This is a genomic window from Pseudomonas sp. COW5 (genome assembly GCF_026240005.1).
Taxonomy (GTDB): Bacteria; Pseudomonadota; Gammaproteobacteria; order Pseudomonadales; family Pseudomonadaceae; genus Aquipseudomonas; species Aquipseudomonas kribbensis.
In genome coordinates, this window is record NZ_JAPHVP010000001.1 from 61,598 (window position 1) to 81,212 (window position 19,615).

Genomic DNA, 19,615 nt, shown 5'->3' on the forward strand with positions numbered 1-19,615 from the left:
TCAAGGCTTCTCGACAGTGACACGGGTGGTAGCCACGGCGGCCTCACCGATGGCGCGAGGCTGTGCGGCCGGGGTTGGCATCACGTAGTTCTGCGAACGGTCCGGCGCCTGAATGTGCATGCTGGTTTCGGTGCCGGTGGGGAATTCCATGTCCGACGGGCTCTGGTACGGCAGGTTGCGCACGATCCGTGGCGTGATCGACAGCACCAGTTCCGACTTGCCGATGGTGTCCTTGTTGCTGCCGAACAACCGGCCCAGACCCGGAATGTCGCCGAGGCCCGGAATCTTGTTGCCGGTGGCGCCATGGTCGTTGCGCACCAGGCCGGCGAGGATCTGGGTTTCACCGTCATGCAGGCGCAACGCAGTCTGGGCGTTGCGAGTGTCGACCTGGACCGGGATCGTCCCTTGGCGGGTCGGTTCCAGCGGTGTGGCGTTGCTCACTTCCAGCGCAATCTTGATCGCCACTTCGTTGTTCAGGTGCACGGTCGGGGTCACTTCAAGCTTCAGACCGACATCCAGATAGGTCACGCTTTCGGTGATCACCGGCCCCTGAGTGGACGGCACCGACGTGGCACTGATGATCGGCACACGCTGACCAATGTGAATGCGCGCCTGCTCGCGGTTGCTGACGCGGATCACCGGGCTGGCGAGGGTGTTGATGTCGTTGTCCTGCGCGTTGATCTTGGCCTGCGGCGAGGGCGTGATCGAGATCCGGTCGGAATTGATGCCCTTGAGTTGCCCCAGCAAGGTCACCGCAGAACCGTCGCCGTTGACCACGCCGAAAGTGCTCGGCCATTGCAGGCCCAGGTCGAGTATGCGCTGGGTGGCGACTTCCATCACTTCCACTTCCAGCACCACTTCCGGGTTGGACTGGTCTTGCGATTGCAGGAGCTTCTCGGCCATGCGCACCGCGTCTTCGGTGTCGCGCATGGTCAGGGTGTTCAGGCGTTCGTCGACGAACACGTCGCGGGTCTTGAGCATGGTCTTGATCATGTTCAGCGCGGTGTTGGCGTCGATGCTGGTCAGGTAGAAGGTGCGCATCACCAGCTCTTGATAGTCCTTGAGCTTCTGCGGCGAGTCCGGGTAGATCAGCAAGGTGTTTTCGTTCACCACTTTCTGGTGCAACTGGTTCTGTTGCAGCAGCAGTTGCACGGCATCTTCGATGCGCACGTCACGCACGAAGATCGTGGCTTTCATGTCCGGACGCAGGTCCTTGTCGAAGATGAAGTTCAAACCGGCGACCTGCGACAGCACTTCAAAAATGGTCTTGAGGTTGGCGTCGCGAAATTCCAGGGTCACCGGGCGGTCGAGCCGGGTGCGCAGTTGCGGGTACTGGATCACGTTGCGGCTCTGCACCAGACGGATGTTGCCTTGCAGCTCCAGCGCACCGTCGTTTTTCGGATCGAGTTCGAGGATCTGCTTGACCTGGCGGTCGGCGCCGTAGATGTCGCCCCGACGCAGGTCGCCGCGGGCCAGTTCGAGCTTTTCGTCCATGCTGCGCAGGTAGTCGAGCTGGCGCAGGGCATCCTGGGCGCGGCGGTTGTTCGGTTCGATGGTCAGCACCCGGTTGTAAGCCAGGCGTGCGTTGGTGAAGTCACGGCGGGCGCGATCGGTGTCACCCGATGTCAGCAGCGCGGTGATCGCCTTGGCCCGGCCGCTGTTGAGCAGCAAGTGCAGCTCGGTATCCCGTGGATTTTCCCGCAGGCCTTCCTGGATCCGGGCCAGACCCGCCTCGTACTGCCCCTGATCGATCAGGTCGGCGGCTTCCTTGTTGGCGACCTGCGCGGAACTGCACGCGGCCAGCCCGGCGCACAGGCCGAGGCTCATCAGCAAACGGGATCTGTTCATTGCGTACTCCCCACAGACAAGGTCTGCGACAAATGCAGAGGCAGGTAGACCAGGCTCAGTTCCAGCTCGGAAATGCCGGTGATCTTCCAGGTGTCGTCGATCACATCCCCGTTGCGCACGACGTAGATTTTTTCGCCGTCCTGCAAAAACACTTGCAGGTCGCTGCGGTCATGCAGGCGGCCGACGAACTGGAACGGCACCGGTGGCAGGCTCGGGGCTTGCACCACCGGGGTCGGGTTGACGGGTTGTTCGGTGACGCTGGCCAGGGTCGGCGCGGCCTTCCAGGACTTGGCGGCAAACAGGTCGCCGGCCGGGCTCAGGTCCTTGATCGGCGCTGCGCCAGCCTTGGCGCTGCTGGCCGGCAAGGCGCCACGGGCGGTGGCTTTGGCCGGGGTCGAGACGGCGATGTCAGTGGCCTCCGCGTCGTCGCTCGGCGAAAAGTACTCGGGCAACCAGGCCAGCGCCGCCGCCACGCCGAAGAACGCCACCCACCCCGTTACGCGCTTGGTGTTCATCACGACCTCGACAGGTAAAGAGTCATACGGATCCGGCCGTTGAGGTCGGTGTCGGCGATCTTCTTGCGTTGAAACTCGACGTCTTCCACCACCACCGCCGGCAACTGGCCGAGCAAGGCGTGCAGGAAGCGCCGCAGTTGCGGGTAGCTGCCACGCACCGGCAGCAGGATCTGATAACGCGCCAGATGAGTCTTGGGATCGACGCCGAGGGCGTATTCGCCGCGCGCCAGGGTGATGTGTTCCTGCGCGGCCAGGGCGTAGATGCGGTCGATGGCGACGGTGGCTTGCGGCTGGGCCGGCAGCTTGTTACGGAAATCATCGAGCTGACGTTGCGGCACCACTGGCGGGGCAATGCTGCCGTCCTCGACCTTGGCCAGGTATTCGGTGGCTTCCTGGGTCTGCTGGCTGAGCTGTTGCAGCGATTGCCAGCCCGGCAGCAAACCACCGAGCGCCCAGGCGACGCTGATCAGCAGCAGCACCGACCCGGCCAGACCTGGAACGCCGAGGCCCTGCAGGTATTCGTGGACGATCAGTCTAGGGATTCGCATCGCCCATCTCCCAGGTTGCCGACAGGTTGAACTGCACCGGTTGCTCCGGCAATTTGACGACGATTTCGTGGCTCAACAGCGACACGTCGGACAGCTCGTCGCTGGCCTCCAGGCGCTTGTGGAAATCCAGCATCGCCTGCAGATCCCGCGCCTCGGCGCTGATCCGCACCTGCCCTTTGCGTGCATCCGGGGTCAGGGTCAGCAAGGCGATGTCGTCGCGGGGCATGGCTTCGAGCATGGCGAACAGGCGTTCCCAGGGGCGACGCAGTTGCTGCGAGACCTTGCGCATTTCGGCGAGGTTCTGCGCCTGCTCGCGGGTTTCCGCCGGACTCAGGCTGGTCTTGGCACCGCTGTCGCCGGTGAGCTGGCGCTGGGTGTGCTGCAAGTGACCTTGCTGCTGTTCAGCCTGATCGCCGAGATGCTGCTGCACGCCGAAGCACACCAGCGCAAGGAACACACCGCCGCCGAGCAGGCTCCAGCCCAACGGGCCGGAGCGCGGACGGGGCTGGAAGTCGAGGTTCAGGGCGCGCATCTCAGGCCACCGCCCGGGACATGACGTACAAAGCGTCACGCACGGTCATCGAGGCGTCTTCGAGGGTGCGCAAGTGCACCCCCGCCACATCCGGTTGCGCATCGAGGCGCGCCGGGGCGTGCAGATAAACGTTGAAGGCACGTTCGCTGGTGGAGGCTTGCAGTTGCCGTTCGCGACCGATCAGCGCGCTGAGTGCCGCATCGCTGTCGTTGCCGCCCACCGAACGCACCGATACCCAGCGCCCTTCCCTTGCCAACAGCAACACGCTGCGTTGCGGTTCGGCGACGATGAACAGGAAGTCGCCAGTGTCGAGGCTTTTGTCGAAACGGTTGAAGGCACTCATCAAGTACGGCTGCACTGAGCGCAGACGCAGGCCGCGGCCAGTGACCTGCGTGCGCAGGCGTTCCAGCAAGTCCTGCGGCAAGGCACTGGCGATCCGGTCGTGACCGGCCGGCTCGGCGGACAGCACCAGACTCCAGGGTTGGGTCGGTGCGCCGAACAGGTCTTCGAAACACAGCTGGGCGAAGCCGCGCAGTTCTTCAGGGCTGCTGATCTGCTCGCTCCACGGCACCAGGCAGAAACGGCTGAAATGCCCGGAGATCACCACGCTCAACTCCGAGCCTGCGCGAGCGTGTTCGCCGAGCAGGCGGTCGAGGGTATCCAGCGCCACCGCGTAACTGTGGAAGCCTTCGTCGATGTAGCCGACGCTGCCCAGCCACACGGTTTCGCTGCCCCGGCGCTGGCCGAGACCGACACCGCTGGCACCAAGCACCGCGATAAATTGATCACGCGATAAAAGTGACACGATTGATCTCCTCCAGCGTGGTCCGACCGTGCTCCACCAGTTCCAGCGCCGATTCGCGCAACAGGCGCAAACCACGGGAACAGGCCAGGGCCTTGATCCGGGTGATGGGTTGGCGCTCGACGATCATCTGCCGCAGTTCGTCGTCCAGGTGCAGCAGTTCGGCAATTGCCGTACGCCCGCGATAACCGCTGCCCCGGCAGTGGCCGCAGCCCTTGCCGTGGACAAAGTGGTAATGGCCGACCTTGTGCGGGTCGAGGCCGGAAGTGCGCAGTTCTTCATCGCTCGGGGTGGCCGGTGTGCTGCAGTGGCTGCACACCAGACGGATCAGGCGCTGGGCAAGAATCGCGTTGAGCGCCGAGACCAGGCTGTAGGGGTCGATTTCCATTTGAGTGAAACGACCGATCACGTCGAACACGTTGTTGGCGTGGATGGTGGTGAAGACGAGGTGCCCGGTGAGCGCCGATTGCACGGCGATCTGTGCGGTGTCCGGGTCGCGGATTTCGCCGACCATGATCTTGTCCGGGTCGTGGCGCAGGATCGAACGCAGGCCACGGGCGAAGGTCAGGCCTTTTTTCTCGTTGACCGGGATTTGCAGCACACCCGGCAACTGATATTCCACCGGGTCTTCGATGGTGATGATCTTGTCCACACCGTGGTTGATCTCGGTGATCATCGCGTAGAGCGTGGTGGTCTTGCCGCTGCCGGTGGGGCCGGTCACCAGCACCATGCCGTAGGGTTCGGCGGCCAGACGCCGCAGCTGGCGCAGGGTTTCGTCTTCAAAGCCCAGCGCCTGCAGCTGCACGCCGCAGACCTTGTCGGCCAGGTCCTGTTTGTCGAGCACCCGCAACACCGCGTCCTCGCCGAAGATGCTCGGCATGATCGATACCCGGAAGTCGATCTGCCGGCCGCTGATGCCGATCTTGAAGCGACCGTCCTGGGGCACGCGTTTTTCGCCGATGTCCAGCTCGGCCATGACCTTGACCCGGGAAATCACCTGCTCGGCGAACTCGCTGCCCTGAATCTTGCTGATGTTGTTGAGCACGCCGTCGATCCGGTACTTGATCACCAGACCGTTGCCGGTGGTGCCGAGGTGGATGTCGCTGGCGTGCATTTTCAGCGCGTCATAGAGGGTCGAGTTGACCAGTTTCACCACCACGCTCGAGTCTTCGCTGATGCTGGTCAGCGACAGGCTTTGCAGGGTGTCGACCTCACTGCCGGCGTCAGCCTGGGCATTGAGCGATTCGACGGCGTGGAAGCTTTCTTCGTGGCGGGCCAGATAGGCCTTGAGGTCGTCGGCGTGCACCAGATAGAGCGGCGCGCCGTGCAGGCATTCGTCGATCCAGGCCAGACGTGCGGTGTCGAAGGGGTCGGCGAACACACCGATGACTTCGTCGTTGTGCCGCAGCAGGATGAATTCACGTTTGAGGCATTGCGCGAGGGTGACCCGGTCGAACACCGGGGTTGCTTGAAACAGCGTGTCGGTGTCGAGCACCGGGTAATGCAGGGTGGCGCCGAGGCTGGCAATGAACGGCATCGGCGCCAGTTCGCAAAGGACCTTGAGTGCGTCGAGCACCCGTTCCCCACAAGTACCGGCCCGCGCCCGGGCCTGGGCCAGTTGTTCACTGGAGAAGCGTGTCGGGGCACACGCAGGCTGCAACACATCGACGACAACAGACAGACGTTCCATGGCTTGCTCTCCAACACCCGGGGCTTGAGGCCCTGACGGCGCGGGAGGCGGGTTCGGCGAGTGCCGGAACGTCTATCGCGCCATTACTCCCCGGTGAGCATTTGATCGTCGTCCGGTGCCATGACCTCCGACCGGTTTCGTCGGCGGTCCGCCAGCACCCAACTGCCATCGTACAACTGCAACGGGAAGCTCTCGGTCCTGCTCTGGCGTCGTTCGACGAAGCCTTCGGATGGGCTCGCACCGGGTTTCGCTTCGCGCTGGATCCCCAGAAGGTCGCAGACAGCTCGTGCCAGTTCCGCCAAGGGAAACGGTTTGAACAGGATGTGACTGACCCCCAGTTGCCGCGCCCGCTCACAGACTTCAGCGGTCGGGTGACCCGTTATCAGCACGAAATGACACGTCCTGTTCTGGCGGACCGCGTCGAGCACCTCGAACCCTTCCATGTCGGGCAAGCGGTAATCGAACACCAGCACGTCGGGAGCGAAGGTCTCGGCCTGGCCGATTCCGTCTGCGCCGTCATGTGCAATCCGGACGTCCAGCCCTTGCGCCGACAGATAATCCTGAAGGTTCTGTGCAAGCAGCAGTTCGTCTTCGACAACCAGTACTTTGTTAACCAAGGTGAACTCCTTGCAGCTACAAATCCGGCCTCTTCACATCAACTGCCCGAACCTGCTGGAGTGCGCCTCAAAAGAGGTAACGCACACTTCATGCCAGGCCGAGTGCCGGTCAATTTTGGTCTTCATGTCCTTGAATTTGATGACAATGCCCGCTCGTCCCGGTACCCCGTTCCCCAGAAACGGGGAAGCACCTGAATGGGCATCGAAGCCATTCCCCACTATTGGGGGGGAACCTTCAATCGTCGTCAATTCGTTCGATCCTGTTCTGCGCCCGCAATTGCGCGAGCACCTGGCGACGAGCCAGGGCCTGTTGCTGTCGGGCACGCTGTACCCGGACTGTTGCAAGCCCCTGCACCTCTGGGACATCGGCTGCCTCCAAGTGGTTCGGCAAATAAATCAAATGCCAGCCGAATGGCGAGCGAACGGCATCGCTGGCGAACGTTGCGCCCTCGACCACCGAGGCGCGCATCTGCATCAAGCGTAGACGTGCCGCCGCGTCTGTGGCGGCATCGGCATCCGGCGCCACCCGAACCAGCAGATGCCGGGCCTGCAAGGTGTTGGCGCGGATCAACGTGGCGAACATCTGCTGCGCCGCCAGTTCGCGACGGGTGTACTCGGTGAACGAAGCTTCGTCGAACCCCGCGTCCTGCAAGCGTCGCAGGAAGTTATCGCGGCCGCCGATGGCCACGCGAATCTGCTCGACCTGTTGCTGCACCACTTGATCGTCAACTTTCACGCCACGCTTTTGCGCCTCCTGCCACAGCAGTTCCTTGTCGATCAGCGTGTCCAGCGCGGCCTGGCGCAGTTGTTTATAGGCCTTGGGACTGCGAATACTCGCAACGGCGCGACCCCGGTCTTCCAGGTATTCGGCAAAAAACCGCTCCAGGCGAAACCCGGAAATCACCTCGCCGTTGACCCGTGCCGCCACCGGTTCCGGATTGGCGAACGCCATCGGCAACCAGCACGCCAGCAGCCACAACACGCTTTTGAGCTTCATGATCAAGGCCTCCGTTCAGGGGCTCGCGAGAATCGGTTTGTAGGGCGCGACCAGATAGAAACGCTGATCGGGCAAATCCACGGTGACCACGTGCGCCCCGTTCAGGCCCGATCGTCGTCCGGGGCCGAAGCTGAGGCGCGGGGTCAGTCCGGTGTCGAAGTCGTGCAGGCTTTCGAGGGCCGTCACCATTTTTTCGCGGCTGGCATCGCGCCCGGCCTGCTTCATGGCTTCACTGAACAGCAGCATCGAGGCGTAGGCGCCGACTTGCAGCACCGCATGCTGCGCGCCAAGGCCCTGATGTTCACGCAACAGGGTCAGGGCCATGCGCCCGGTCTGGGTCCAGTCGCTGGGCACAAAGGGATAGGCCAGGAAGACGCGCCGGGAAAAGCCCTCGGGCACTTGCAGCAGGTCGCCCGCCACTTGGCCCGAAGTCGCGAACAGGTACGGCACCTGCCCCGCATGCTGCAGCCCCGCCGCGAGTTGACTGAAACCGCTGCCGCTGCCCAGGTAAAACACTGAGCGTGAGCCCAGCGGCAAGGTATCCGCCGCCGGGTCGTAGGTCTGCATTCGGACATTTTTCCAGCCGTGATCCTGCAAGTATTGCCCCAGCGCCTGTGCGGCCTGCACCTGAGCCGGGTCGTCGGGATAGGCGATCAGCGTCGGTCCTTGCAGCACTTTCAGGCTGGCGGCGGCGTAGTCGGCCAGGGCGATCAACTGCTCGCGCAATCCCGGCAGCGGCTCAAAAATCTGCGCACTGGCCTGCACCGAACCCATCAAGGACAACGGCCCGATCAGCGGCAGACCGGCCTGTTCCAGACGTGGCGCCAGTTCGTTATCCAGCGCCGGGGCCAGCGGGGCGATCAACGCAAAGACCTTTTCCTCGTCGATCAGCCGTTGCAGGGCCTGTTCGGCGCTGGCACGGTCCGGGCCGGGATCGACCACGGTCAGACGCAACTGCCGGCCATGAATGCCCCCGGCCTGATTGATCCGCGCCACGCTGCCGTTGAGCACCGCCGCCACCGTGGCGCCCTCCTCGGCCAGTGGCCCCTGGCTCGGCAGCAAAGTGCCCAGGTGCAAGGTCTGGTCATCGAGCCCCGGATCGCGATCATCGGCCAGGCGTTTGAGATAAGCGGTGAGGTTGCGCTGATCCTTCATCGACAGCAAAAAGCGCGGCATGCTCGGGTCGAGCCGGTTGTTGCCGGGGTCGCGCCCCTCCTGAATCACCCGCGCCAGGCTGCTGTCGGTGTACGCCGGGTAGCTGCGCCCGTTGACCTGTTGCTGACCGTGGAGGCTGGTCAGCCGCGACCAGTTCAGCTCCGGCGGCCGTACCCCGCCTTCGGGCCTGCCGAGGCCGTCGGCGCCGTGGCAGTTGGCGCACGGCAAACTCGTGGCCGGCAGCAACACGTCCGCCGCACCGACCCGCGCCATGATCGCCTCGCCGCTGGCCGACAGGCCTTCGCGGTACAGGCGCTTGCCGGCGCTTTCTTCAGCGGTCAGCGGCAACGCGGCCGCGCCGAGGCTGGCGCCAGCGAGCAGGATCAAGGCGAGAACGCGGCGCAGGTTCATGGCGCGGACTCAGCGACCGGCCACGGGCATTGTCAGCAGCTGCAAGCGCTGGGCAATGGCGGCGGCCGGGGCATCGGGGCGGATCTTGCTCCAGCGTTTGTTGGCGACATCGCCGACGATCAGCTGGGTCGAGTGCTGCTCCGGCGTCGGCACGATCTGGCCGATGCGACCGAGCACCAGTTCCATCTGCGCCTTGTCGCCGGTAAGGAAAAGCCAGTGAGGGTCATCGGCGCCCTGCTTCAAGGTGTAAGCCTTGAGCACCGCCGGCGTGTCGCGCAGCGGATCACTGGTAAGGGAAATGAAGGTGACGCCTTCGGCCTTGTCGCCCAGCAGCTCGCGGACTTCCTTGAGCTTGCGGGTGATCAGCGGACAGGCGTCGTTGCAACTGGTGAAAATGACGTTGAGCAGCACCACACGGTTTTGCAGGGCATCGCTGTAGAAACGCTGAGTGTTGCCATGCTGATCCAGCAACGGCGTGTCGGTGAACCAGGCCTTTGCGTCGTGGGTGCCTTTGGCCGGCGCGACGGCAACCGTTGCCGGGGCCTCGGACATGTGGCCTTCGTGGGCGAACGCCACCGCGCTGAAAATACAGAAGCAGATCATCAGGGTGACCCAGTCGAGCATTCTCATGGCTGTTGCTCCATGGCAATCGCGGTGTGTCTGGCGTGGGTGCGCAGACCGCTGAGTTTTTCCACTTCCTTGGCCAGCAGCGCCGGGTCGGTGAAACCGTAGTAGCGCATCCAGTGGCGGCTGTTGCCGTCACCGACGAGGATCAACGGCTGATGATTCTTGAAGTCACCGCTGAAACTGCCCAGCCCCTTGAGGGTGGCGTTGATCGACTGCGGCGAACCGGTCAGCCAGCTCCAGCCCGGCCCGCGCTGGAAAGAGCGGGCGTAATCCTGCAGGCGTTTCGGGTCGTCGCGCTGCGGGTCGATGCTGATCGACACCAGTTGCACTTCGCCGCCAACTCGCGAGCCCAGTTGTTTCTGCACCTTGCCCATGATCGACGAGACCACCGGGCAAACCGTGGTGCAACTGGTGTAGATGAAGCTCATGACGACGATTTTGTTGTGCACCAGATCCTGTTCCAGGTGCACGGTCTTGCCGTTCTGGTCGAGCAGCGGTACGTCGACGAATTTCACCTGGGTGTGTTCCTGAGTGCTGGCAGCCGGTACCTTGTGCCCCGCGTGTTCATCTGCCGAATGGGCGCGGGCCTGATGAATGCCGGCGGCCAGCAGACACAGGGTCAGCAGGCCGGATGATGCGAATCGGTTCATGGCGTTGTCCTCGTCACTGAGTCTGGCCGGGCAACACCCGGACACTGGCAAAGGTCTTGTCGTCGAAACCGGCGCCCAGCGATGCCGCGCGCACATGCAGGTACCAGGCGCCGCTGCGGTCGAGGGTCAGCGGGGCTTCGTACACACCGTCGGCGACTTCCAGCGCCGCGACTTCACGAGGCCGCGATGTCGGCGCGAGGAAGTAGCGCAACTGCACGTCTTTCACGCCCGTGCGCTGCGCCTTCTGTTTGCCTTCGACGATGCGGAACCGCACCACGTACGGGTCGTTGAGCGCCACGGCGGTCTTGTCCAAGAGGAACTCGACTTGCGGCGGCCCGACGTGATTTTCAGTCGCGCCGTCGGACACCACCTGCGCGCTGAAACAATGAATGATGTTCGGCTGATTGAGCAGGAACGCCACGTCAAAGCGCCCCGCCGCCGGCAGTTTCACCCGGGCGCTGTACAGCCCCGGCGACACCTCGCGCAGGCTGCGGTCGACCACCATCGCCGCACGCGCCACCTGCCCGCGATTGGGGTAGCCGGACATCGGCGCATTCATGCCTTCGGCGTAGAAATAAGTGGTGTTGTCCACCGGGTTGACCACGAACACCGCGTTGTCGTCCCGCGAAACGGCGAGGCTCGACGCCAGCGGCAAATCCCCGGCCAGCCGTGGCGGTTGTGGCCCGGCCTCGAAACCCTGGCTGATCGGCTGCCGCCCTTCGCCGAGTGAGGCGAGGTTGATCATGGTGACCTTCGGCGACGCCAGCCCGCGCACGTAGGCGTAGGCCTTGGTGAACACCACTTGCCAGGGTTCGGCCGAGACGTCCAGCTCATGGATCGCTGAATCAGTGGCCGCATCGATGACCGTGGCGCGGTTCTCCACTGTGTTCAACACCACGCCGAAGCGACCATCGGCACTGAAGCCCATTGGCCCGAGGCCCTGCCGCAGCCTGATCACCCGTCGTACGACGCGGCTGTTGGCGTCGATCACCGTGACGGTGCCGTCCTTGCCATCGGCCACGTACACCGCGCCGGACAGCGGCGAGTACGCCACCGACAACGGGCTGGAGCCAGTTTTCAGTTGTTGCAGCAGGCTCAGGCTGGCGATGTCGATGACACTCAACGTGCCGTCGTCGCGGTTGCTGACGAAGGCGAAGCGGCTGTCCTTGCTGAAGGTGATTTCGTGGTGGCCACGACCAGTCGCCAGATACTTCAGTGGCTTGAGGCTTTGGGCGTCGATCACAGTGACACCGGACTCTTCGGCCTTCGCCGCGTTGTTGCCAACCCACAGCAGACGTTCGTCCGGTTGCAGCGCGACCCGCACCGGTTGGCTGCCGGCGGCCACCGAGTCGAGGATCTTGAATTGTTCGCTGTCGATCACCGCCACTGCGCCTGCTGCCGGCATCGACACGAACACCCGTTTGTTGTCCCTGGGCGTGACCCAGTCCATCGGCGGTTGCCTGAGTTCGATCCGCGCCAGGGTACTGGTGATGCCGCCGACCGACACCGACGGATCGATCACCGAAACGCTGGCATCGCGGTTCATCACCAGCAGGAAGTAGCTGTTGAGATCCAGCAACGGCCGCGCACCGATGTTGGATTTCAGGAACGTCCCGACCCTGGATTTGCAGCTTTTGTCGCGGCCCTGGGCCTGGTCGGCGGCAACGGTTTCCGGATCGATCCACGCCCCCGGCGCCACCCCGGACAGCGGCTGGCCGGAGGCGCCATCGGTGACCCGGAACTGCACGTCGGCGAACTCGCCTTCACGCAATTTTCCGTCGCGGGCCAGCGGTTGCAGGGTGAACGCGATGGACACGCCGTCGCGGGTCAGCGTCTGCGCCAGGGCAAGTTCGCCGAGGGTGAGCAGCGCACCTGCGATGGTCAGCAGACACACGCCGATGATGTTGATGATCCTGTTCATGTCGCTCTCCCCTGCCAATACTTCCCCGTCCGGTTACTGAGCGGGCGGTGCCGGCTCGGCCTCATTGGTCACCCGCAACAATCCCCACAACCCCGCCGTGTTGCCGAACGACGCGTTGTCGCGGAACAGGTAGTCCCCCGCTATCGCATTGGCACCGCCGGCGCTCGGCAGCATGAAGCTGAAGTGCGCCGCCGGCAGCACGCTTTCGCGGGCGCCGATGTACATCGACATCGGGTTGTAGCCGAACTTCACCGAGCCTACGCCGGGGGTGTTCATCGGGTAGCCGCCGACATCGCTCTTCTCCGACTGGAACGGATTGACCGACCACAGATGCCCGTCGAGCTGGAAGGTCGAGCCACGGCTGCCGCCGGTCGGCATCAGGATGTGGGTGCGGAACGGCTGACCCGGTCTGGCGTAGAACACCGGGGTCTGCGGATCGCCGCCGACCAGTGCGTTGCTGTAGGCCATGTGCGCGTTCGGCATGTCGCCGTAGCCGTGGCCGTCGGCGCGGCCGAACGGAGCGTCCGGCGCCAGGCCGAAGCGGTACCACATCGGCTCGGCCTTGTAGTTGATGGCCATGCCGGCGTTGTCCTTCGGATCGTTCGGCACACCCATGCCTTCGGAGGCGATGCCTTCCACCGGCCGGCCATTGGCCCAGCGCAGGTTCAGGGCGCGCTGCCAGACCATTGCGAAGTCGCGATAGGCCGTCTGCCCCGCCGCCGTCACCGTGGCACTGACCTTGCGTACGTCGTCGACCCAGGTGGCGCCCACCGGCAGGATGCTCATCGCCCCGCCGAGGCCTTTTTGCGGTTGCTTGATCACATCCGCCGGGGTGAAGTTGAGGCCGCCGAACTCCACCGCCGTGGCGTTGATGTTGTCGACGCTGCGCCCCAGTTGGGTGACCGGTTTGCCTTCACGCTCCAGATGCCCGGCGTAGTACTGATAGGTTCGGGTCGGGTAGGCACCGGTGCTGCCGACACGCGGCGGCACGGTCTGGATCGGGTTGGCGCCGACGTTCACCCCATCGGACTTGGTGATGTCGTAGGCCAGCAATTGCGCGTGCAGCCCGACATGGCTGGACGGCCGTAGCAGGTTGTTGTTGAAGGTGGTCGAGCCGTCGCCACCGTTGCGGTCACGCTTTACCAGGCCTTGCAAAATCGCGGTCTGCGCCAGATCGGGCATCACGCTCGGCAAGCGGTTTTCCAGGGTGATGTTGATGCAGTCGCCGGCAGCGGCACGCAGCACCAGCGGCTCCACCGGAATGCCGGGCTTGAGCTTGCCGGTGGCCGGATCGAGGTCCGCCTTGCGCACATACAGGATCGCGGTCGGGTCATGGATCGGCCCGCTCTGGCCGCCGATGGTGATGGTTTCACCATCCTCGGGGTCGGTCACTGTCACCTGCGGAATGCTCACCGGCCGCGAGTTGAACACCAGCGTACCGCCCGCTGGATTCAACGGCCCGCCAACATGCTGGCCGAGCCCGGCCGAGTCACCGATGGTCAGCCCCAGCGGGTTGCGCAGAATGTCGTTGGCCAACGCCGCAACCACTTCATAGTTGCGCTGCACGGTGGGCCGAGTACCGATGCCATTTGGGTTGGCGCTGATCCGTGGGCAACTGCCTTCGAACGCCACGGTGTTGCGCATGCCGGTGGGTTTCGGGTTGTTCGGCAGCGCGAACAGGTCGTTGCGTTGCGCGGTGTAGTTGCGCATCACGCCCCAGATGCCGTTCCAGTAACCTTCGATCGAGGCGTCCATCGAGTACAGATAATCCCCGGTGGTCGCCGCGGAACTCGACAGCATCGACACCGGCGCGATGAAGCCCATCTGCTCGGAGATCCCGACCATCTGCGAAGCGCGCCAGCCGGAGTTGGAGCTGTTGCCGAACCCGGAGCCGCTCTGCAGCCACTTCACGCCGTGCAGGGTGACGTTGTGCTCTTCCTCGTGGCCGCCGGCATGCACCCGCAGACGCACGTTGTCGCCGGTGTAGGTGCGCAGCATCGGCGTGAACGGATCACCCGGTTCGGCGCCGCCCTTGTTGATGTGCGGCGGGAACAGCGTGGTGCCGCCGGTAGGCCCGGTGGCCGAGCTGATCTGGTTCGGCGCCAGGTTCAGCGCCGGGATGGCGCGGTCGGTGCGGCTCTGCATGGCGTACGCCAGGTCACCACCGAGGCCGTCAGCCTGCATGCCGCGCTTGCCGTCCGGGCCGACTTTGTTCGGGTCGAACACCCGCAGGCCCAGCGGTTCGTTACGGTAGTTGACGACGAACATGCCCGGATCATCCACGGAAATCGCCTGCGGGCATGGCCGGCTCGGGCAGCCCGGTTTGATCCCGCCGCGCGCCTCGACCACGGCTTCGAGCAGGTTGCCGGCGTTGTTGCGCACCGGCGGGTTGATCGCAAAGCGGAAGCTGTCAGCCGTGGCCGGGAACGCTTGCGCATTGGGGATGCCGTTCGGGCCGGCGCCCACATACACCCCGGCTTCATAGGCGTGCTGAAAGTCGCTGTACTCCAGGAAGAACTCGCGGAAGCTGTCATTCAAACCGTCGCCGTCGAGGTCGCCGGTGTTGATCACCGCTTGCCACGACGTCGGCCCGCCGTCCTGCCGGGCGCCGCTGTACAGAGGCTCGCCGGTTTCGGCGTGGAACCAGGTGGAACCGGCGGGTTCAGCCAGCACGGTGGCGTAGAGGCCGATCTGTTGGTGCGTCGACGGGCCGAGGTGGTCGTGGGTGAAGATCGTGCCGAGGCCGCGATCCACGCCTTTGCTGTTGATCACCGGGTCGACGAACCAGCGCTGCATCGCCGTGCGCGCGCCCAGCCAGTCACTGCGCCCGTACTGGCCGAAGAACGGATGCGCCTTGGCTTTCGGGCAGGCCGGGGTGCCGTCGCGCGGGTCGGTGCCGGCGCACTGGTTGAACTCGCGGATCGCGTGCACGCGCTCCTGCACGGCGCCGGGGGAAAGCACGCCGTCCTCGTAGTTCCAGCCGTTGGAGGAACCGTCGGCCGCCGTCAGGTCCCACTTCGGCAAATGAATGTGCTGGCCGATCACGTCGGTCGGGGTGCGCACCTGATAGTCGTCCATCTCGTAGACGGCCGGCACCAGGTTGGTTTGCTGGTATTGCACGCAGTCGAAGGTGTTCATGCGCATCACCAGCGGCTCTGGCGGACGCTGCTTGGTGATCACCGGCCAGGCGTCTTCCCACAGCGCCAGAATCCGGGCTTGCGGGAAGTGATAACCGACCTTGTTGTACACGGCGTCGAACTGGATGTTGGCCGCTTTGTAGACCCGTGGCCGGTCGGCGGTGAAGGTCGAGGCGCCGACGAAGGACATACCATCAAGACGCTCGCCGCTATTGAATTCGCCGGTGCCGGCGCTGCTGGTCAGACGTTTTTGTCGGTCGTCCATGCACGGTTCGTAATACGGCGCGCCGGCAATCGGCAAAGCGCCGTTGGTGCGGAAAGCCTTGGCCACGATTTGATTGCCGGGCAACAAGGCAAAACTTGGATGATCTTTCTTCGCGTGGAAGGCCATCGCTGCCTGTTCGACTTCAGTGCCCTCTTCAGGCAGATAGATCGGTTTGGCGCGAGTGACTGCCTTGGAGAAATCCAGCGACGTGGTCACGGTGAGCGCTTCGCCACCGGCGGATTTGCCGTCCAGGGCATGGCGTGGCAAGCCGCCGTCCCAGCCACCGGACTGATTCGGGTCGAGGTTGGCCCACAGCGCCTTGCCGCTGGTTTTGAGCGACAGCGCGGTGGCGGCGTCGAGCATGTCCAGCGGTGGGGTCGGCGGACGTTGCCCGACCGAACTTTCCATGCCGCCGATCCAGAACGGATAACCGGGGTTTTTCAGGCTGCCGTCGGCGTTGCGGTTGGCTTCGCTGCGATCCACCAGGGCCAGCGAACCCACGGCTTGCCCGCCTGCATTGCCGCCATGGTGATCGTCGTCGCCCTCTTCTTCCTCATCGTCGTCATCGTTGCCGGCAACCATTGCTTCGCCGATTTTCGGCACCACCACGACTTTGCCCGGCATCGGCGCCATGGCTTTGCCGGGCAACGGCACGATGGCCGGAATCGGCGTGCCGGCAATGATTTCGCCATCCGGCAAGGCGCGGGCGCCGGCAGCAGGTTTGCCGCTGCGCAGGGCATAAGGCTCGCTGTGGAAACCGTCGGCACCTTGCTCGGAAACCTCCAGTCGGGTGCCTTCTTCAAACACATCGTGCACCCGCCACATGGCCCACATGCCCTGGGCGAAATGCGGATAGAAGTGACAGTGGTAGATCGCATCACCGGCCACCCGGTTGCGGTTGCCCGAGCCGCCGTTGGCGATTTCATAGGTGTAGCCCGCGCCCGGGCCGATGCCCTGGGCGTCGACGTAATCGGAGTTGTCGTCGTTGGGGTTGAACAGCCACTGGTGGCCGTGCAAGTGGAAGATGTGGTGTTCGTACCCGTTGTGGGTGTTGCGGAATTTGACGAAGTCACCGATGTAGCTGTGGGCGACGTTCGACGGCTCTGACGGATACAGGGCCATGGTGGCTTTCACGCCGACCTGATCGGCACGTGGCGTCTGGCCGGGGGCGATGTTCTCAAGCCCGGTGTTGGCCGGCACGTCCACCAGCATCGCCACGTCGCCGACAGTGTGCGAGCTGAGGAAGAATTCTTCGTAGGCGCAGGACAGGCAATCGTGCATCGGCCCCACGCCCAGACGGTTGGCAATCACTTCGGCGCCCATGCCGCCGGCCCCGTAATTGATCATGAACGAATCGCGGGTCGGCTCCAGCACATGGCCCATCACCGGGTCGGCGAAGTACGCCGGGAACGCTTGAGTGACAGCGGTTTCATCCTGGAACTGCGCGGCGAAATCACGAAACGGCTCTAAACGATTGGGCAGCGCCGGGTTGCGTTTGCCCACCGACTCCAGCGGATAAGTGATGGGCGGAAAGCTGCCGTCGGGGTTGCTGCCCATGACGATGGCGTCGCTTTCACTGGAGATGATTTCATTGCCGTCGACCATGCTGATGATCGGCGAGCCGGCCTTGCCTTCGCGCAGCCACGGCTCGCGCTGCGGATAGCGGGCCTGGTAATCGACGATGGGGTGTCCGGCGGGAGTACGGCCAGTGCTGGCCAGGCGCATTTCTTCTTCGGTGAGGGTGTTGCGGTAAGTGCGGCCGCCCTTGGGCACGACCACCACCTGGGCAAACAGACCGTTGGCATTGTTGCCGGCCGCGCCCTCCCCGCCGAACGTCGCGCCACGGCTACTGACATCGAACGCCCCTTCGCGCTCGGCGTACAACAGGTAGGAACGGCTGGCGCCGGGGGCGACCAGACTGTTGGCGTTGCGCCCGGTGAACGAGGCGATGTCGTCGATGCTGTTCACCGCTTGCAGGCCGTTGACCTGGAAACCGACATGTCGGTCGGCGACTTGTTCGTCGGCCTTGAAGGCTTCGCCGACGTTGGCGTTTTCCGCTTCGCCCTCGGGCTCGGCGTGATGGTTCGGGTTGGCCTGATACGCCAGAAGATTCTGCAGGTTGATGGTCAGGCAATCCCCCGCTGCCACGCGCAGCACCAGTGGCCGTGGGCGCTTGTCCGGGCGCAGCGACACTTTGCCCGGCACCGCCGAACCGCCCTGTGCCAGTGACCGGTCGTGGTCATCGACCACGTCGCGGCGCAAGGCGAACATCATGCCGTTGACGTTCTGCGCACCGAGGCGGTTGGACATCAGCGGCTGATCGAAGGCCACGACGTTGGCCACCAGATTGCGTTCGCAGCGCACGGCGGCGCTGGCCAGTTCGACGCTGAGCATCGAGGCCAGCAACAGCAGCCAGTTCAACAGGGACGGTGCGTGGTGAATGCCAACCATGATCGGAAACCTCGTAGTGGGTGCTCACAGGGAATGATTCTCGACAAACCCGCTGGAGCAATCCGCATGCCACAAAAAATTTCATTACTGCTCAGTCAGTTACACAAGCCACTTGAGAATCCGGGGGATATTCCCCACCCGATTCCCCGTTTTTCCGACCCGGCGGATTTGCCCCGAAAGTGGGGGAAACCGGGTTGAAGGTTTACAACGGCGCGTCTGCCGCCAGCCCCTGCAAACGCCGGTACTGACGCAGGACACTGGGGACATAACGCTGGGTTTCGGCGAACGGCGGGATCACCCGGCCACGGCTCAGCACCGCGTCGGGGCCGGCGTTGTAGGCCGCCACGGCGAGGGCGATGTCGTTGTCGAACAGGGTCATCAGACGCTTGAGATACCGGGCCCCGCCCTGGATGTTGGCGCGGGGGTCATAGACGTCGGTCACGCCCAGTTCGCGGGCGGTGTCGGGCATCAGTTGCATCAGCCCGCCGGCGCCTTTGGGCGATGTCGCGCCGGGGTTGTAGTTCGATTCGGCGTTGATCACCGCGTGCAACAGCGCTTCGGGCAAGTGATTGGCTGCAGCGGCGGCCGACACCAGCTCGGCGTAAGGCTGATTGGCGATCAACTGCGGTTGTCGGTCGAGGCTGACCACGGGCATTTGCGCCTCGTGAATCACCCGTTCGTAGGTGCGTCCGGGGCGGTGAACGTTGGACAGCACGTAGCTGCCCCTGGCGTCCACGGAGACAAACACATCGGCTTCGGCGATGCCGGTCAGCAGCATGCAGCCAAGCAGTCCTGCGCAGATTGGATTGAGCATTGGGCCTCCCCTGACAGGCCCGGAAAATTGGGGGAAATGCCCCACTGACCTGTCGTGAATCAGCCGTACGCAAGCACTGTGCCGACTCTCGAAAGCCCCGTACTTCAAGGGCTTCAGCCCTCAGACGGAATTTATAGAGGGCTGAGCATGGCAATTGCATAGGCCCTTGGGCACTCGGCTGCCACTCACCGGAGGTCATCATGAAGCTGCATGTTCGTCCGCGCGCCCAACAGGGTTTCACCCTGCTCGAATTGCTCGTGGTGCTGGTGGTGCTCGGCCTGCTGGCCGGGATCGTCGCGCCGAAATATTTCGCCCAGCTGGGGCGCTCCGAAGTGAAAGTCGCCAAGGCGCAGATCGAAGGCCTGAGCAAGGCGCTGGACTTGTATCGGCTGGAAGTCGGCCACTACCCGTCCACCGAACAAGGCTTGCAGGCGCTGGTGACCGCACCGAGCGACGAGGCGAAATGGACCGGCCCGTATCTGCAGAAAAAACTCCCGCAGGACCCGTGGGGCCGCAACTACACCTACCGCTACCCCGGCGAAAACGCCGAGTACGACCTGCTGTCGATGGGCAAGGACGGCCAGCCCGGCGGCGAAGGCGAAAACGCCGAAATCACCAACTGGCAATAAGCGGAG

The 19,615-nt window shown here is 64.1% G+C and carries 15 protein-coding genes; 1 reads left to right on the forward strand and 14 read right to left on the reverse strand.

Annotation, left to right across the window (positions count from 1 at the left end):
* The 14 genes from OQ248_RS00285 to OQ248_RS00350 form a co-directional block, all read right to left on the reverse strand.
* Entirely contained in the window at nt 1–1,848 is a 1,848-nt protein-coding gene (locus OQ248_RS00285) for a secretin N-terminal domain-containing protein (RefSeq protein WP_265811734.1), read from the reverse strand.
* Nucleotides 1,845–2,363: a hypothetical protein gene (locus OQ248_RS00290; RefSeq protein WP_265811735.1), complete on the reverse strand. Its 519-nt coding sequence runs from the start codon at nt 2,361–2,363 to the stop codon at nt 1,845–1,847. The genes OQ248_RS00285 and OQ248_RS00290 overlap by 4 nt, the downstream gene beginning before the upstream one ends.
* Complete coding sequence (locus OQ248_RS00295; RefSeq protein ID WP_265811736.1) at nt 2,363–2,911, reverse strand: GspMb/PilO family protein; 549 nt, start codon at nt 2,909–2,911, stop codon at nt 2,363–2,365. The genes OQ248_RS00290 and OQ248_RS00295 overlap by 1 nt, the downstream gene beginning before the upstream one ends.
* On the reverse strand, nt 2,898–3,443 hold the full coding sequence (locus tag OQ248_RS00300) for a PilN domain-containing protein (protein WP_265811737.1): 546 nt from the start codon (nt 3,441–3,443) through the stop codon (nt 2,898–2,900). Before OQ248_RS00300 ends, OQ248_RS00295 begins: the two co-directional genes overlap by 14 nt.
* Nucleotide 3,444: 1 nt before the next feature.
* On the reverse strand, nt 3,445–4,248 hold the full coding sequence (locus OQ248_RS00305) for a hypothetical protein (protein WP_265811738.1): 804 nt from the start codon (nt 4,246–4,248) through the stop codon (nt 3,445–3,447).
* A complete protein-coding gene (locus OQ248_RS00310) occupies nt 4,229–5,935 on the reverse strand; it encodes a GspE/PulE family protein (RefSeq protein ID WP_265811739.1) in 1,707 nt (568 codons plus the stop codon). Before OQ248_RS00310 ends, OQ248_RS00305 begins: the two co-directional genes overlap by 20 nt.
* Before the next feature lie 83 nt (nt 5,936–6,018).
* Nucleotides 6,019–6,552 carry a response regulator gene (locus OQ248_RS00315; RefSeq protein WP_248744534.1) on the reverse strand — a complete coding sequence of 178 codons (534 nt, stop codon included), beginning with the start codon at nt 6,550–6,552 and terminating at the stop codon, nt 6,019–6,021.
* A gap of 235 nt (nt 6,553–6,787) precedes the next feature.
* On the reverse strand, nt 6,788–7,549 hold the full coding sequence (locus OQ248_RS00320) for a SurA N-terminal domain-containing protein (protein WP_265811740.1): 762 nt from the start codon (nt 7,547–7,549) through the stop codon (nt 6,788–6,790).
* Nucleotides 7,550–7,564: 15 nt separating this feature from the next.
* On the reverse strand, nt 7,565–9,115 hold the full coding sequence (locus OQ248_RS00325; RefSeq protein WP_265811741.1) for an ABC transporter substrate-binding protein: 1,551 nt from the start codon (nt 9,113–9,115) through the stop codon (nt 7,565–7,567).
* A gap of 9 nt (nt 9,116–9,124) precedes the next feature.
* A complete protein-coding gene (locus OQ248_RS00330; protein WP_265811742.1) occupies nt 9,125–9,745 on the reverse strand; it encodes an SCO family protein in 621 nt (206 codons plus the stop codon).
* The gene (locus tag OQ248_RS00335; protein ID WP_265811743.1) at nt 9,742–10,392 is read right to left on the reverse strand and encodes an SCO family protein; all 651 of its coding nucleotides are present in this window, start codon (nt 10,390–10,392) and stop codon (nt 9,742–9,744) included. Before OQ248_RS00335 ends, OQ248_RS00330 begins: the two co-directional genes overlap by 4 nt.
* A 13-nt stretch (nt 10,393–10,405) precedes the next feature.
* Entirely contained in the window at nt 10,406–12,313 is a 1,908-nt protein-coding gene (locus OQ248_RS00340) for a YncE family protein (protein ID WP_265811744.1), read from the reverse strand.
* A gap of 33 nt (nt 12,314–12,346) precedes the next feature.
* Complete coding sequence (mnxG, locus tag OQ248_RS00345; RefSeq protein WP_279309472.1) at nt 12,347–18,166, reverse strand: manganese-oxidizing multicopper oxidase MnxG; 5,820 nt, start codon at nt 18,164–18,166, stop codon at nt 12,347–12,349.
* A gap of 202 nt (nt 18,167–18,368) precedes the next feature.
* On the reverse strand, nt 18,369–18,980 hold the full coding sequence (locus OQ248_RS00350; protein ID WP_119427970.1) for a lytic transglycosylase domain-containing protein: 612 nt from the start codon (nt 18,978–18,980) through the stop codon (nt 18,369–18,371).
* Nucleotides 18,981–19,180: 200 nt separating this feature from the next.
* On the opposite strand from OQ248_RS00350, the gene gspG reads away from it, so the two are divergent.
* A complete protein-coding gene (gspG, locus tag OQ248_RS00355; protein ID WP_265811745.1) occupies nt 19,181–19,609 on the forward strand; it encodes a type II secretion system major pseudopilin GspG in 429 nt (142 codons plus the stop codon).
* The last annotated feature ends 6 nt before the right edge of the window (nt 19,610–19,615 follow it).